The sequence below is a fragment of the Kineococcus sp. R86509 genome (assembly GCF_042466365.1).
Classification (GTDB): Bacteria; Actinomycetota; Actinomycetes; order Actinomycetales; family Kineococcaceae; genus Kineococcus.
The window spans coordinates 2,084,789-2,098,840 of record NZ_JAXHCE010000001.1; the positions used below are offsets into that span (position 1 = coordinate 2,084,789).

A 14,052-nucleotide genomic window follows, 5' to 3' on the forward strand; every position below is an offset into this window, starting at 1 on the left:
CGGACCACCCCCGCAGGTTCAGGCAGGTTCGTACTCGGGGGGTCGTCTGATCGAGCGTCGTCGCGCACGGCGGCGGCGTTCCTTCCTGGGTGTTCGGGAGCGTCTGTGCCCGGTCAACGGGTCCGGGTGCCGGGGAGTTCCCGCGGCAGCGCGAACCGCGTCGTGACCCGCTCCGCGAAGCAGACGTGGTCGGGGGGTCCGGCGAGGTCGAACCCCGCCGCCGCGCGCAGCCCGTCCTCCAGGACCAGCACCTCGGCGCTGCGCAACGGCCACGGCTCGTGCTCGTTCGCGACCCACCAGGTGCGCCCGCGGTAGGCGACGTGCAGCCCGAACCGGGCGGTCACGAACGCCGCGACCTCATCCTCCACCCGCTCGGTGCCGAGGCGGACCGCGATCCGGCTGCGCACGCCCGCGCGGGTCCGGCACGTCCACGCCAGCTCGCGCGCACCGTCGCGGACCCGTTCCGCCCGCCGCATCCGCGACCACCGGTACGGCAGCCCGAACGCCGTCTGCGCGCCGAGGACCACCGCGAGCCGGGTCGCGTCGAGGCTGGCGAAGACGACCCCGCGCCGGCCCTCGTCGTCGACGGAGTAGAGCCGCACGTTCGTCTCCAGGAACGTCCCCGCGTACGGCACCGCGGGAGCCCGCCCCGGTCCGGCCCCGCGCAGGGTGAACGGGATGAGCCCGACGTAGGTGACGCCGTCGAGGACGTCCGGGCGGACCCCGGGCGGCAGGTGCGGGGCGACGAGCGCCGGGTCGACCGCCCAGTGCAGGAAGGCGAGGTCGTCCCAGTGCTGGTGCATCATCACCGGCCCCGAGAGGGCCGGGGCGGTCACGGGCGGAAGACGGTCGATCACGGGGTGAGCTTGCCCCCTCCGGCCTCACTCGGCAGAGTCAGCCGCCGTGAGCGACACCGTGGGCGAGAAGGCCACCCTGCTGGACTACCTCAGCCACTACCGCGAGGTCATCGAGCGCAAGTGCGAGGACCTCGACGCCGGGCAGCTCGCGACCCGGTCCGTGCCGCCGAGTTCACTGAGCCTGCTCGGCCTCGTCCGCCACCTCGCCAAGGTGGAGCGCGACTGGTTCCCCCGGACCCTGGCCGAGCGTCCCGAGACCCCGCGGCTCTACTGGACCGAGGAGGACCCGGAACTCGCCTTCACCGGCGCGGTGGCCGACGACGCGGTGGTGACGGAGGCGTTCGCCACCTGGCGGCAGGAGGTCGCAGCCGCCGACGCGTGGCTGGCGGAACTACCCGAAGCCGACCTCGGCCGCGAGGTGCCGCACCGCGACGGTCCGGTGAGCGTCCGCGACGTGCTCGTGCACCTGATCGAGGAGTACGCCCGGCACGCCGGGCACGCGGACCTGTTGCGGGAGTGTCTCGACGGACGCACCGGGGAGTAGCGTCACCGCACCTCGGAGAGTGTGACCCCCTCGCCGGAACGGAAGGACCGTACCCACGCGCGCGTCAGCGAGGGCGTCGCGAGGACGGCGACCGCTCCCGCGAGCACCGTCACGACCCCGAGGACGGGGAACCCGGAACCGCCCAGGAGGGCCCGCACGGCGACGAGCACCACGAGAACGGCTACGCCGTAGACGAGCTGGCGGCTCGTGCGACCCGCCGCGACCACTCCCGTCGACACCACGACCAGCACGACGAGCGCCGCGTGCAGCACCGCCGCCGCGTCGAGGTCGACAGGGTGGAGGACCGTCCCGACGATCAGGACGACGAACGCCGCGACGACAGGACGACGCAGCGCGGGCCGGGTCGCCGCCACGGGGAGGCGGGTCAGGGCCGCGACGAGGACCGGCAGCAGGGCCAGCCCGGTGTCCAGGGCGATCTCGTCCCACGGCCATCCCGCGGGCAACGTCGCCCGGCTCGGGTCGGCAGGCAGCAGCAGACCCCCGGTCAGGGGGAAGCCGTCGACCACGCCCGCGAGGTCGAGTCCGACGACGGCACCCACCACCGGCGGCCCGCCAGGGCCAGCGCCGTGCCGAGGGCGACCACCGCGACGAACGGGACGAGGAACCCCACCGACTGCCCGATCGAGTCGAGGACCCGGGGCGCCTCGGCGGGTGGGAACCCCCACGCCGTCTGCGGGTCGAGCCCTGCGAGGTGGGCGAGTCCGTCCCGGTAGAGCCACCACATCGAGGCGTGCGTCGAGATCGACAGCGCCACGAGCGACGCGACCGAGACCGCCGCAGCCGTCGAGACCGTCAAGACCTGTCCGCGTCGACTCACCGTCCAGAGATCGGCGTCGCAGACGGTTGGGTTGAGCCCCGGGTCACGCCTGGGTGGCGCGGCGTCCGACCCACCAGGTCGTCCCCCAGATGCCGGCCAAGGCAAGCAGCCCGACGCCCAGGACGCCGGCCAGCCACCACGTGTGCCGCACGATCGAGACCACGAAGACGGCCACGATCGCGACGAGGAGGACCGTGGTGGCCGCGGTCGGGCGTTTCAGGCGGTGCAAGAGCAACTGCCCCGCGAACCCGACGAAGAAGATCCCCGGCGCGAGCGCGCGCCCCCACTCCCGATCCACGACCGAGATGGCCGTCTGGACCCCGAAGACGGCGACCAGCACCCACTCCGACCAGCGTGCCTTCCGTGGTGTCGTCACGACCCCACGCTATCGATCACGTCGGCGGTCGGTGCTGGGTCGCTTCGAGAGGCGTCAGCGACCGGCGGTGATGAAGTCGGAGAGCGCGGTCGCGACGGCGCTGGTCCGGCCTCTTCGTCCCGAAGCTTCGCAGGTCGGCGGCGGATCAGCGGTGGCGCCTACTCCCGGTCCCGCACGGTGCACTCTAGTCCCCGCCTGTGCGGGTCGATTGTCACGCAATTAGACACTCGCCGCGACCGAGGCGGCAGCTACCTATACCGGAGATCAGCTGCTGCAAGCCCTGGGCAACTCGTCTCCGGTCGCTCCAGACGGAGCACTGACCCTTCGTCAGTAGCGTCCGGCCGCTACTGATAGGAGCTTGATGCCCAGGCGCACGTAGGTCGGCGACCTGCTCCAATCGGGCGTGAACATCGCCGTGGTGCAGCGGCCGGCCGGACCGAACTCCCTGGAGACGACCGCCCAGTACGACCGGCGGCCCAAGGAGGTGAAACGGAACGCGGCGCGGAAGTAGTGGTGGCTGAAATAGGACTACACCGGTCCTAACTCGCGGTACGGTGCAGATCACCGAGAGGAGCTGTTCAAGTGCTGTGGACTGTGTTCAGTCTTGACGATACGGCTGAGTCTTACGCCGCGGCGGTCAGTGAGTGGTTGCCGCGGCTGTTGCCGGACGTCGCCGTGCGTCGCGCTGGGTTGATCGATAGTCAATCGAATGCGCTCTTAAGCAGGTTGCGGCAGAAGCAGAAGGATTCTCAAGTATCGGTTGTATTTGTTAGCAACATCAACAGGTGGTCTTCGTCTGCGGCTAACGCTATTTTAGGAGTGCCACAAGACGCGTTCTTTATCATGCAGGTCGATACAGAACGGCCCTTGAGTTCACTTGGGAAAGCTGCCACTACTCTTCGAAGCCAGGGCGTCCGCGTTTTGGCTGCCTCGGTCGATGGCTGGATCTCTCTCTTGCAGGAAGTTCTTTCGGACGCCGACCTGGGTAAGGCGGTCAAGAGGATTGCCGAGATCCCGCCTCCCTACATCAAAACCACCTTGGCCCGTACACAAGCTGCGATTGAGCCGCCAAAAGACGGTGGTGGCAATGATAAACTACAACTGATACTTTCAGCCGTGTCTGAGTTGCAGTCGCAGGTTTCGCAGCTTGTGAAGCGCCAATATGTCCCATCTTCCTCCGTCGTGACGGACATTCCGTCAGATGCCCCCGTAAGTGCCTTCGTGGCGTCTTCTCGGGAGGGGCTCGATGTCGCCACCGCGGTTGCTCAACAGCTGAATCGCGTCGTGGAGTGCGAGCTGTGGACCAACGCATTCACTTTGTCGCAGACTACTATTGACGACCTTGCACGCCAGGCAAATCTGCATGATTTCGCTATCATCATTGCGACGGCAGATGATTTTGGGGTGAAGCGAGGTCGACAAATCGAAACTCCCCGAGACAATGTATTGTTCGAAGCGGGCCTATTCATTGGCTCGATGGGTCGCGAGCGAGTCTTTATCCTGGTACCTAGGGATGAGCGGCCTGAGTTGCCAACGGACTTGCTTGGGGTAACAGTCGGCGACTTCTCCAGGCCAAAGACGAGCGTATCTTTGACCAGCGCAGTCTTAGGTTTCACTGCTGATGTAGAGGCGGCGGTGAAGACGCTGGGTCCAAGGCAAAGAAGATAAATGTTGTCGGGTGGTAGACGTCGTCCTTCTCAAAGGCTGTCCTACCTCTAATTTTACGCCGGTCGCTCGACCTGATCCGCGGTCGACCCGCCTCATCCGCGTACACCAGGTGCTGACGAGCTCTACCCCGAGTCAACCTGGGCCCGTGGCACATCAGCGCGCGATCAATTGGCACAGCGCTGGTTCTGAGCCGACTAGAGAGCCGCTACCGACAAGGGGCCTACTGCTCCCACGTCTACTACACACGGCGCCTTACGGTCGATGCGTTCAAATGCTTTGGTTTCGAAACTAGTCATCTAGTCGAGGTTTAGGAAGATCGCACCTCAGGGGCTCGAAGCACCTCCTCTACTAAGTCATCGTAGTCGCGGATCCGACGCTGATCTTTGAGGCGTTGGAAGGTGCGCAGTGGCGACCATTCAACCCGCTTACTTTCTTTGACCGCCACTTCCTTTATGGCTGAGGACAGCGACGGCAGGTCCAAGTGATAGACACAATCGATCGCTCCTGAACCGTCGCCGAGAATTTTGAGCATGGCCGGCCGAGGCTCCATCGTGACAACTGCAAAGTGTGGCATGCGGCCACGTCGCTGAGCGACAAGTTTAGTCCCTTGCGAAACGCAGTCCTGAGCGCGATCCGTCCGCAATGACCACTTGGATGAAAAACCAGCATGAAGAAAAGGTAAGCCTGTTTGCCGTTTCTCGCTGACAGTGATGTCAATCTTCAAAAGAGCTTCTTCAGGCATCTGCGCTTTCAGGGCTGCGCTAACTTCATCCTGGACGCGAAGCTTCCCCAACGCGCGATCAAGTTCCCTTCGGAGGCGCTGCTTGGATTTAGGATCCCCCAGAGAGTCAATAATTCCTTCAATTCCTGCTAGAACTGCCTCCCCACTCGTATGGGACCTACGAAATTTAGGAAAGACTGCAAGATGGGCATACTGCTCGAAATTCATCGCTGGCTGACTTCGCAAAACATTTAAGTCAGGCCTCAGGCTTGCCAGGTGGTCTCGGACCGCGTCCTCCAACGCGGCGCCTGTGTCCGCCGGCCCTACCTGGCTATTCGGGACGCCCAACTGCTCGAAGAGCGCCTTACCGAGGTACTTCGACTGATCATCGTTAGCGTCCGAAGTATTTGGGTTGCCGTTCTTGCGGTAACCGCACAACTGTCTCACAAAAGGCGCAGGCATAGTTGCACTCTGCCGGCCTGTTGCACGTTTCCACAAGTTCAGGAGGGCGCCTCGATGATCGGACGGCTAGCCCGACTCGGATCCTTCACCCGGAAACGGACAAGCGCGCCACTAGGGGGCATAGCCCCAGCGGGAACGAGGAAGCGTGGCGCAAAAGTGATGTGACGGCGGAGCCCATCTCCTGTCTTCATCAAAGCATCTTCAGAATGAATGGGGTAGAACAGAACGACACCACGGCCTGGATGAGTATCGGCGTAGCTCTTGAGTAGCTCCTCCGCGTATGTCCGGTTCGGCAAAGTACTAATAAAGCCGAAGACCCCTTTTCGCTCCACGCCGCGACGAGCACGTTTATACACACTACGAACTCCAATGTCGGGGAGGTCCGCCGCCTGCTCTTTCTTGTCGGATTGAGGAAGGAGCAGTAGCCACTCGTGCAGTTGTGACGCTTTTAGCATCTCCTCAAAATAGGCGAGCTCGGGCCGCCAGTAACCTTCGTAGAGCCAGCGCACACCCCGCAAGGCTTCTACCATGCTCGAGTGCGGAATAACGCTATGGAGGTACTGTTGCTGGTGAGCCTCGAGGTCGGGACCATTGAACAAGTTGACGGCAGATTGTATTAACGGAGTCAAGGTTCTATAATTATGTTCGATATCTTTTACGTTAAGTGGCCAGGCCTGGGGCTCCCCACTGCCTCCAGGGAAACGGCGAATCTCCAGTTCGGCGTTGTACATTTTGTTTCGGCTTGTGGGGGGCAGCTGTGGGAGGTGCTGAGACACAAGCGGAGGTATATCCCGTGGAGTCAACTTGTACTCGTTACTACCCTCCACCTTCTGCGCGTACCGGGCTAGTTCCTTTCGGAAATCGTCCTCGTCACGCATAAGGCCAGCGAAGGTCTCGTATAGGTCGATCGTGCTACCTTGTGGAGCTGGCTCGTTGCGACCAATGAATAAGCGGACGAGGTCCCGATAGCCGGGTCGGTACCCGAACCACCGACCCATCTGCATGGTGGTATCACCCGCGCTAGTCCGGCGGCGGTAATAAGAGATAGTCAGATCTTCCACGGTAAACCCGCGACTGAGGCTGGTGCCGCCGACCAATACACGCCAGACAGATCGCTGATTGAAGGCGATCTCTTCGCGTTCAATATCTTGATCTCCGTTGACGATAATGTAGGGCGGCCGTCCGGCCTCACAGACGCGGGCGACGGTCTGGGCGACATGTGCTTTAAGGTCGTCGAAGGAGGAGGGAACCGGAAATCCCTCGGAGCGCGCGAGACTAACGGGACGAAAGTCCTCTTCCCACAGGCTCCGCAAACGCCTTAGTCCTGCGCCGGAGGTGAACCCTGCTTTGTCCCAGAGCTCCTGGATACGCTTGGCGAGCTCACTGTGCTCCTTCTGCCGGACCGACTCATGCACGAGCATGGTGTGATGCCGGAACTTGTCCGGCCGCTGCAGCTGAGATTCCCTATACAGCTTGACGGCACCAGTTAAAACGAAGGCGTCGAGGGCTCCGGCAAGCTCCTGATCACGATCGTCTTCGGTGACTCCAGTGAGATCTCTGACGTGGCTGCGTTGGCTCGAGGTGGCGTAGGGACGTTCATTTACTGGAAGGGACTGATCCTCGTCATGGAAGGCGGCGATGCCCATATAGCCGTCTGGCGGAGTCAAGCTAAGGAGAAAGTCGCGCGGGAATAGATCTTCGCCGTCACCCGGATCAATGAAGACATTGGCAAAGGGAGTAGCCGTGTACCCGATGTACTGACCCCTCGGCAGGATCTGAAGCAAATCCGAGATTCGCTGATTAATGGAAGTGCGCTCCGATTGCCCCTGCTTCCATTTTTTAGGATCGCTAGTATTGATTGAAGCCTGATCACTTTCATCGTCGAGGATGAGCGCAGGGATCTCGCGTAGCTGATTCGACACAAGATTCAGATCTTTGAGTAAGGCGTCCAGCCGGTGTGTCTGCTTCTTAACCACAGCGATCAACGCGTTGCTGGCATACAAATTGGTTGGATCGTATAAGGGCCGCGACTTGTCAGCTTTTTTCAGCTCCAGCGTATTAATTCCTTGAGCCAACCCGCGGTAGTCGTCGTCCCGAGTGGTCAGTCGAATAATATCGGGAAAGTTATGTAGAGAGGGTCGTACGCCGTGGCGCAGCCAATTGCCCTCTTGCCATGCCGGGTCGTCAAGATATTCCACCTGCCCGTTGAGGCTTGGATCATCGGGTTCAAGTCCATTAGTGATGTTCTCGACGCCAACCAGCTCCTGATCCAAGCGGCGCTGCGTCTGTTGGCGAAGAATTTCAATGGTTCCTGTGAGAACAATTACGAGGCGGTAGCCGGCGTCGATGGCCTTGGCGATGGATCCGGTGAAGTTGGCCGTCTTACCACTCTGCACGTGCCCAACGACTAATCCGCGGGCGGAGTACTGGGTCGCCTCGGCGGGGGGTGCGATACGTTCGACGACCCGTGTCGTGGCCTCGTCGAGACTGGTCAGTGCCTCAGCGCTCCAACCACGGGACTGCAGCAGGTCTCGGTAATGAGGCCAGTAGAAATCTCGCTTTGACAGATTTTCAGGCGGGTACCAAGGCTTGACGCTACCCGCGTCGACCACCACAGTCGTGCTGCCATGGACGGGCATGGATGCATCGAGTACATCGGTCAGGGACACGAGGCCGCACTTCTCATAAATCAGTTGCCGGCGACCCGCCGTCCGGGCTGTAGTGCCCGCAGTCCACGCATCGCTTTCCAAGCCGTCCCATACGCCTAAGCGGAGATGGAGCCGGGTACGTAACTCTTCCCCATGGTCAGCAGAGATGAGGAGGTTATGCAAGTCATCGATCTCGACTTCAACACCACGATCCTCGGCCTCCATTTTCGCACGACGCAGTAGCTGGCGAGGCTCGGACTCAATTGCTTTCAACGCGGCAAGGAAGCAATCCTCAATTGCGTCGGTCATGCGAGGTCCCTTCTAGAAGATGAGAAGTTTGTGGGCCAGAAAGAGGGGTTAGCTACGGATGTGGGCCATCCGCCTAGGTCAATCGATTGCTCCACCGCGGTCAGGCGCGCGATGTCGAAGCCAGCTCCGTCCAAAGCCGCGCGGGTTAAACCAGGGAAAGCGCTAGTGACTGGAAAAAGCGCCGGTTCGCTGCGCAGGCGCCAGCGCGTCGACCAGGGGTCGGGAACTGACGGTATTTTCAGCACGTCGGTCAAGAGTGTGTCGAACTGCTCACGGTAGGGGCCAAGCACGTGCCTGGTGGCCTCGATCTGCTCCAACAGCGTCCTTGAGCCAATTCCGGTCGAGCGGGTAATTTGCACAGAGATAAGCCACAACGGACGGTCCATGACTGGCTCAAGCTGAGTGAGGTGAGTGATGTGGTGCTGTCGGCGTTCCGAAGTAGTGGTCTTGACCTCAAGATCCTGGGCGTCCAGCGTGAAGTCGTGTTCTCCACCCTGCGGTCCCTGCCATGCCTGCAGGGCTGGGAAAAGTCCTACGGTGGTGATGAGCCGCTGCAGGACGAACAACTCCCCCCACAGTCCGACTTCTACAGATAGGGACAGTCCTCTGCGTTGAGCAAGAAGTTCTTGGAGACGTTCTAGGCTGACTCGCACAGCGGTAGACAAGGATGCCTGCTCCTCAGTGACCAAGTGAAAAATCATGGATGCCAACTGATATGCATCCTCAATAATTGTTGCTCCATCAATGCGGAGCTCAAGCCACGTACCATCCGCAATATAGACGCGTCGCGACGTTAAACGATCAAAACCTGTAACCTCAGGGAGGCTTGCACCACTATCCCTGACTCGAATGCCCAGTGAAAAATCCGACGGGTCTATATCGAAGGTCGCGTCATACATATCGAGCGGATAAATGGCTGGCGATCTCAATGACATGTGCTGCATGACGACAGCCAGGGAGGGCAACCCTGCGACGGTCACCGGTTCATCTCCGCTTGAGCTGCCGCAGTGAGCACTTGCTGCAAAACGACGAGATGGTCGCGGTCTTTCGGACCAAGGTGGTGTCCTTGGAAAAGGTCTTCGGCCAGGAGGTAGAGCGTCGCCTTAAGAAGAGGCGTGTCATTGAGGCTGTTGGCGCGTCCACCATTCAATACAGTCCGGTATTCCTGGTTTAGCCAAAGAGTCCGATTAAGTCGATCAACCTCGAGGAAGGCATCGTCGGAGAAGGCGCGCCAGCGCACGGATAATTCTCGCTCCCCCGGCAGGTGTTCGAAAGTGTCGCCCAACATGGTTCGCAGCTCCGGAGCGAATCCTCGACCGGGCTCAATGGTGCGCCGGCGCCGGCGCGCCTCCGTGCGACCACGCCGATGGGCTTCTCTAGCGTCCTCAAGGTACTGCGCCCATGTGTGACCGTTTGCATCGTTTGCCTCGGTAATGGCCTGAGTGATGGTGGCATCCCACTCGACTCGGTCTTTCTGCGGGGACATACGCCATCCCGGAGCGGGGGACGGGGCCAGCTCAATCCGAACACGGGCAAGTTGGAGGTCGTTGTCAGCGGCGACAATGTCGTTCCAACCACCAACCTGGAGGAGCCGGTCATTGCGATAAAGGTAAAAGCCCTGAAAGGCCGCGGCTCGTGTCGTCCCAAATTTGAAGCCCACCAGCTCCGACCGAGGGGTCCATACGTGACCTTCGAGGGTCGTGCCATCGGGGAGAGTCAGCGTCTTGGGGTAGCCCGGAGCTCCGCTCACCCGATACCCGAAGGGGTCAAGAGGCTGGATGGGTAGTGGCACCGACGCGTCTGGTTCCTCGAGGTCAACCACTTCAATGGACAGCTGAAGCATTTTGCGCTCGAGAAAACGATGAAATACGGTGCCGAGATGCCGACGAATAGTTTTGTCCGACTCGCTGATGTATCGGCGGTGAACCCGGACGTCCGCCCCCTGTGGCACCCGGCGTAGTCGGTCCAATCGAATTACCGTTCCGTGACCTTTGAGCCCAGATTCGCTCAGAACATTGAAACAAGCCTCGTTACTGAGTACGTCACAGGAGAAGTCAGTTCGTGCCTTCTCTTGGATCCATCGTCGTCCCGCCGCCTCAGCGCCACGGGGCCGACTGACTACGGTCAGCCCGTCCGCCTGGCTGAAGGCGGCCGCCTTCAGACCCATGCCGAAGTGCCCGAGGTCCTGCTCGCCATACGCGCGACCGGCACCGATGCTCATGGCTCGGTCCATGTCGATCTCATCGATGCCGCGTCCATCGTCGACAACGAGAAGGCGGACAACTTGACCCGCTCGCCGAAGCAGACGGATCCGCACCTCGCCAGCTCCTGCGTCCACACTGTTGTCAACCAGGTCGGCAAGGGCGGTACCAAGATCATGATTGTGACCAATTGCGTCCATGACGCCCGGGTCGGGTGGAAGACGCCTTGTCTCGACGACCGCGAGATCGTCCCCCAGCCCTCCGGCTGGCTCTTCGACGTGCGCGGCCGAGGCTTCCGCTGCCGTCGAGGCCCCGATCAATGTTGGCGAATGCTTGCGACTCGCTGCTCCATCGCCGGGTGAGCCGGGAACTTGGCTGTCCAGGGCTGCTATCGGCTGATCGGGAATGAGCGCGCCATCCGGCTCGGCACCGTCTTCTACTGAGACACCGTACGAGGTAACCAGCTCGGCCAAGCCGCCGGTCCACGACTGAGCGCGCGAGACAATCTCCCAGTCGGAGTCCGCCCTACGCCTCAACTCGGCGAAGAGCGCTGTCTCCCCCCGCCCATCGAAGGTGGTGTCGAGCTGCAGCAGCACGCTGCCGTCGTCGGCATCATCGATATGGACACAAAGGTCGACGAGATCGGCTGGAGTAGCGCCTGCCACGGTGAGCCCGAGAGCGACCGCCGTCACGTCTTCTGGCAAGAGAGTGAAGTCGATCGCGATGCGCTCGCTAGCACCCTCAGCAGTGTGGGTACGCGGCAGAAGGCGGACTGCGCCGGTGGAGTCGGCGGGTTGGTTGTAGAAGACGAAGTCGGTGTCTGAGCGGACAGCTCCCTCCAGGCCCAGAAGAAGCGCCACTGCATCGACATCCAACTCATCGCCGGGTGTCCAGCCGACCACTACCTCCAACCGTGGGGCGTCGGCGGGCAGGGATGCTGCATGGTCGACGGACAGCGCTTCAACGGGCACCTTTGCATCCTATGAAGATCCACGATCGCCGTCCTGTGCCAGGCGAGCCGCCACCACCGTCACCACCACCGCCCCGGAGATGCAGTGCGGCCCTGCCCTGCCAGGTGGACGCGTTCTACGACGAGGCGCGGGTTGGTCGGCTACGCGAGGCATCGACTCAGTGGCGTCGTGGTTGGCCCGGTTGAAGACGGTGAACGGGGGACTCTAGTGAGCGATTCGGCCCGGGCGAGGCGGGCCGGGGCGTTAAGGTTGACGATTCAACAAAAGCGATGTGCGGATGCGCGGTGCTCAACTTGGGCGGCGCTTAGCCTTCCGCGCATCTGTGCAGCGCAGCCGGGGTCCAGGGGCGGGAGCCCCTGGTACTACTCAGCTGCCACGGACTCACATCAAGCGGCAGGCAGGTGGTGCACCCAATGCGGTGCTGGCCTCGTGGTCATCGGCGAGCACGGCCGCAGGCCGCGCGCAGCCGGTGGCCGCGAAGGGCGGTGCCGGCGGCGGGCACGCCCGCCGCCTTGACGGAGTAGAGAAAGTTCTCACAGCTGAACTGGATGAGGTGCGGGCACCCGCTGACCCCGCGTGGATCAGTAGGCTCGCTGTATGGATGAGCCCGCCGTGCAGGAGCCGCCTCGGTGGCAGGTCTTCGGTGAGCGGACGATCTACGACAACCCATGGGTACGACTGGTCCTTGTCGACCTGGAGCCCCCAGACGGGAAGCGGTTCGAGCATCACGTGGTGCGTCTCCAGCGCGTGGCCGTCGCGCTCGTGCTCAACGCCGTTGGCGACCGAGTGCTCATGCTCCGCAGACACCGCTTCCTGACGGATCAGGTGGGCTGGGAGCTTCCGGGCGGCATCGTGGACGCAGGCGAGACGGCCCTGCAGACCGCCGCCAGGGAAGCCGAGGAGGAGACCGGTTGGCGTCCCAGCGGTGGACGGCAACTGCTCGAGTTCCAACCCATGGTGGGGATGGTCGACACCCCCCACGAGGTCTACGTGTTCGAACAGGCCCAGGAAGTCGGAGCACCCACGGATCTGGTTGAGGCCGGCGTCGTCGATTGGGTGGCCCTCGACGATGTCGTGGACCTAATCGACCGGGGCGAGATCCTCGGCTCTGGTTCCATCACAGGGTTGCTGCGCTTCATTGTGGATCGGCGGCGCTGACCCTCACGCTGCCTGACGCAGCGCCTCCAGGCGTCGGCGCTGACGTACCGATCCCATCCGGTTCGCCAGGGACGTGGCCTGCCGCAGGTAGTGCTGCGCCTGATCGCGGTCGTTGCGGTGTAACTCGGCGGCGGCCAGATCGACCAGCACGCTGGCTTCGGCTCGGCTGTATCGGCCACGAACGCTGGCCAAGCCCTCTAGGAGCTCATCGACGGCGCCGGGATCGTGCAGCCGACCGAGGCAGTGTCCGCGCCAGCGGGTGAGGTTGGCGGCGTCCAGGCGGAGATAAGGCGTGAGGGCGGCGTCCTCATCACTGCTTGGAAGGAGCGCCTCAGCAGCGGCGAGAGACCTGCGGGCCGCTTCACCGTCGCCCGCGGCAGCACGGTTCTCGGCCTCTGCTGCGTGGAGCCAGGCCGTGAGGCGAGGCGGTAGCCCACGCAGCTGACGGGCTTCGGCGACCATGTCTGCGCCATCACGTCCACGTCCGAGGTCGAGCAGAGCGAAGGACTGCTCCCCCGTCGCGTGAGCGAGTAGCGCGTTGTCCTCCGCCTCACGAGCGGCAGACTTGGCCTCCTCGAAGGCGGTCCACGCTCGGTCGAGGTCTCCGACGTCCAAGGACTGCCACCCCACCAACGATGCGAGGTCCGCGGTGACGGCTGCGAGCTCTCGTCGGGCTCCTGTCTGGACCAGGTAGCGCCGCTGCTGCGTGGTGTCGTCCAGGAGCTTGCGGGCGTACTCCAGCACGTCGGCCGCGCCGGACTGTCCATCGGCTTTCCGGATGGCTTCGACCTGGTGGTGTAGGTGAGCTGTGTTTCCCGCCTCTAAGAGCGCCGCCCGGCCCAACGCCTGCGTCAGGCTCGGCGGACTGGTCAGAGCCGTGGACACGCCTGCCGGCGTAAAGCCAAGGCCTTCGTCGGAAACGTTGAGGACTTCCCGCAGCAGCTGGCGATGAAAGTCACCCGGGGCCACCTTGCCGTTCTCCCAGCGGGAGATCTGCGTCTTGAGACTTTCAGTGCTGCCGACGGGCGTGCCGAGCTGCTGTCCGCGCTGTCGCAGCTTCATCGCCAGGGCGGTCTGAGACCACCCTCGCGCCAAGCGCACGTCCTGAATGCGTGTCACTGCTCACTCCCGTGGATCTCTGCGGCCTCGCCAAGGTACTGGCGGACAGAGTGCCCGAAGCCACTGACACGAGGACAGGGGTTGACTCAACCCCTGTCAACGGTCGTCATCTTCTGCGCTGCGCACGACTCCGCTTCGCTCGTCACATCGGCGCAACCGCGCTGGATGAAACGAGGAGGA

Annotated in this window: 12 protein-coding genes; 3 read left to right on the plus strand and 9 right to left on the minus strand. The window is 62.7% G+C overall.

The genetic code is table 11. From position 1 onward, the window contains the following. Positions 1–113 precede the first annotated feature (113 nt). Complete coding sequence (locus SJY07_RS10055) at positions 114–857, minus strand: YqjF family protein (RefSeq protein WP_380158788.1); 744 nt, start codon at positions 855–857, stop codon at positions 114–116. A 46-nt stretch (positions 858–903) separates the two neighbouring features. Here SJY07_RS10055 and SJY07_RS10060 point away from each other — a divergent pair, with 46 nt between their 5' ends. Then, complete coding sequence (locus SJY07_RS10060; RefSeq protein WP_380158790.1) at positions 904–1,401, plus strand: DinB family protein; 498 nt, start codon at positions 904–906, stop codon at positions 1,399–1,401. Between the two features lie 2 nt (positions 1,402–1,403). On the opposite strand, the gene SJY07_RS10065 is transcribed toward SJY07_RS10060, so the two are convergent. The 3 genes from SJY07_RS10065 to SJY07_RS10075 are packed head-to-tail and all read right to left on the minus strand — an operon-like array spanning position 1,404 to position 2,615. Then, entirely contained in the window at positions 1,404–1,928 is a 525-nt protein-coding gene (locus SJY07_RS10065) for a hypothetical protein (RefSeq protein WP_380158792.1), read from the minus strand. Beyond that, positions 1,907–2,239 carry a hypothetical protein gene (locus SJY07_RS10070; RefSeq protein ID WP_380158794.1) on the minus strand — a complete coding sequence of 111 codons (333 nt, stop codon included), beginning with the start codon at positions 2,237–2,239 and terminating at the stop codon, positions 1,907–1,909. The genes SJY07_RS10065 and SJY07_RS10070 overlap by 22 nt, the downstream gene beginning before the upstream one ends. A 43-nt stretch (positions 2,240–2,282) precedes the next feature. Continuing rightward, entirely contained in the window at positions 2,283–2,615 is a 333-nt protein-coding gene (locus SJY07_RS10075; RefSeq protein WP_380158795.1) for a hypothetical protein, read from the minus strand. Positions 2,616–3,197: 582 nt separating this feature from the next. Here SJY07_RS10075 and SJY07_RS10080 point away from each other — a divergent pair. Then, positions 3,198–4,283, plus strand: a complete 1,086-nt coding sequence (locus SJY07_RS10080; RefSeq protein WP_380158797.1) for a TIR domain-containing protein — start codon at positions 3,198–3,200, stop codon at positions 4,281–4,283. Between the two features lie 307 nt (positions 4,284–4,590). Here SJY07_RS10080 and SJY07_RS10085 read toward each other — a convergent pair whose 3' ends face one another. From SJY07_RS10085 to SJY07_RS10100, 4 genes are all read right to left on the minus strand, one after another. Further along, a complete protein-coding gene (locus SJY07_RS10085; RefSeq protein WP_380158799.1) occupies positions 4,591–5,232 on the minus strand; it encodes an NgoMIV family type II restriction endonuclease in 642 nt (213 codons plus the stop codon). Between the two features lie 272 nt (positions 5,233–5,504). After that, on the minus strand, positions 5,505–8,423 hold the full coding sequence (locus SJY07_RS10090; RefSeq protein ID WP_380158801.1) for a Z1 domain-containing protein: 2,919 nt from the start codon (positions 8,421–8,423) through the stop codon (positions 5,505–5,507). After that, entirely contained in the window at positions 8,420–9,403 is a 984-nt protein-coding gene (locus SJY07_RS10095; RefSeq protein WP_380158803.1) for a PD-(D/E)XK motif protein, read from the minus strand. The genes SJY07_RS10090 and SJY07_RS10095 overlap by 4 nt, the downstream gene beginning before the upstream one ends. Continuing rightward, complete coding sequence (locus SJY07_RS10100) at positions 9,400–11,595, minus strand: TerD family protein (protein ID WP_380158805.1); 2,196 nt, start codon at positions 11,593–11,595, stop codon at positions 9,400–9,402. The genes SJY07_RS10095 and SJY07_RS10100 overlap by 4 nt, the downstream gene beginning before the upstream one ends. A gap of 597 nt (positions 11,596–12,192) precedes the next feature. Here SJY07_RS10100 and SJY07_RS10105 point away from each other — a divergent pair. Further along, positions 12,193–12,753: an NUDIX hydrolase gene (locus SJY07_RS10105; protein ID WP_380158807.1), complete on the plus strand. Its 561-nt coding sequence runs from the start codon at positions 12,193–12,195 to the stop codon at positions 12,751–12,753. A 3-nt stretch (positions 12,754–12,756) separates the two neighbouring features. On the opposite strand, the gene SJY07_RS10110 is transcribed toward SJY07_RS10105, so the two are convergent. Beyond that, positions 12,757–13,815 carry an XRE family transcriptional regulator gene (locus tag SJY07_RS10110; RefSeq protein ID WP_380158808.1) on the minus strand — a complete coding sequence of 353 codons (1,059 nt, stop codon included), beginning with the start codon at positions 13,813–13,815 and terminating at the stop codon, positions 12,757–12,759. Positions 13,816–14,052 lie beyond the last annotated feature (237 nt).

What these genes read in the sequence shown, in the direction of transcription:
- SJY07_RS10090 (WP_380158801.1), bottom strand. Translation starts at nt 8,423, where the DNA reads ATGACCGACGCAATTGAGGATTGCTTCCTTGCCGCGTTGAAAGCAATT.
- SJY07_RS10105 (WP_380158807.1), top strand. Translation starts at nt 12,193, where the DNA reads ATGGATGAGCCCGCCGTGCAGGAGCCGCCTCGGTGGCAGGTCTTCGGT.
- SJY07_RS10110 (WP_380158808.1), bottom strand. Translation starts at nt 13,815, where the DNA reads ATGAAGCTGCGACAGCGCGGACAGCAGCTCGGCACGCCCGTCGGCAGC.
- SJY07_RS10085 (WP_380158799.1), bottom strand. Translation starts at nt 5,232, where the DNA reads ATGAATTTCGAGCAGTATGCCCATCTTGCAGTCTTTCCTAAATTTCGT.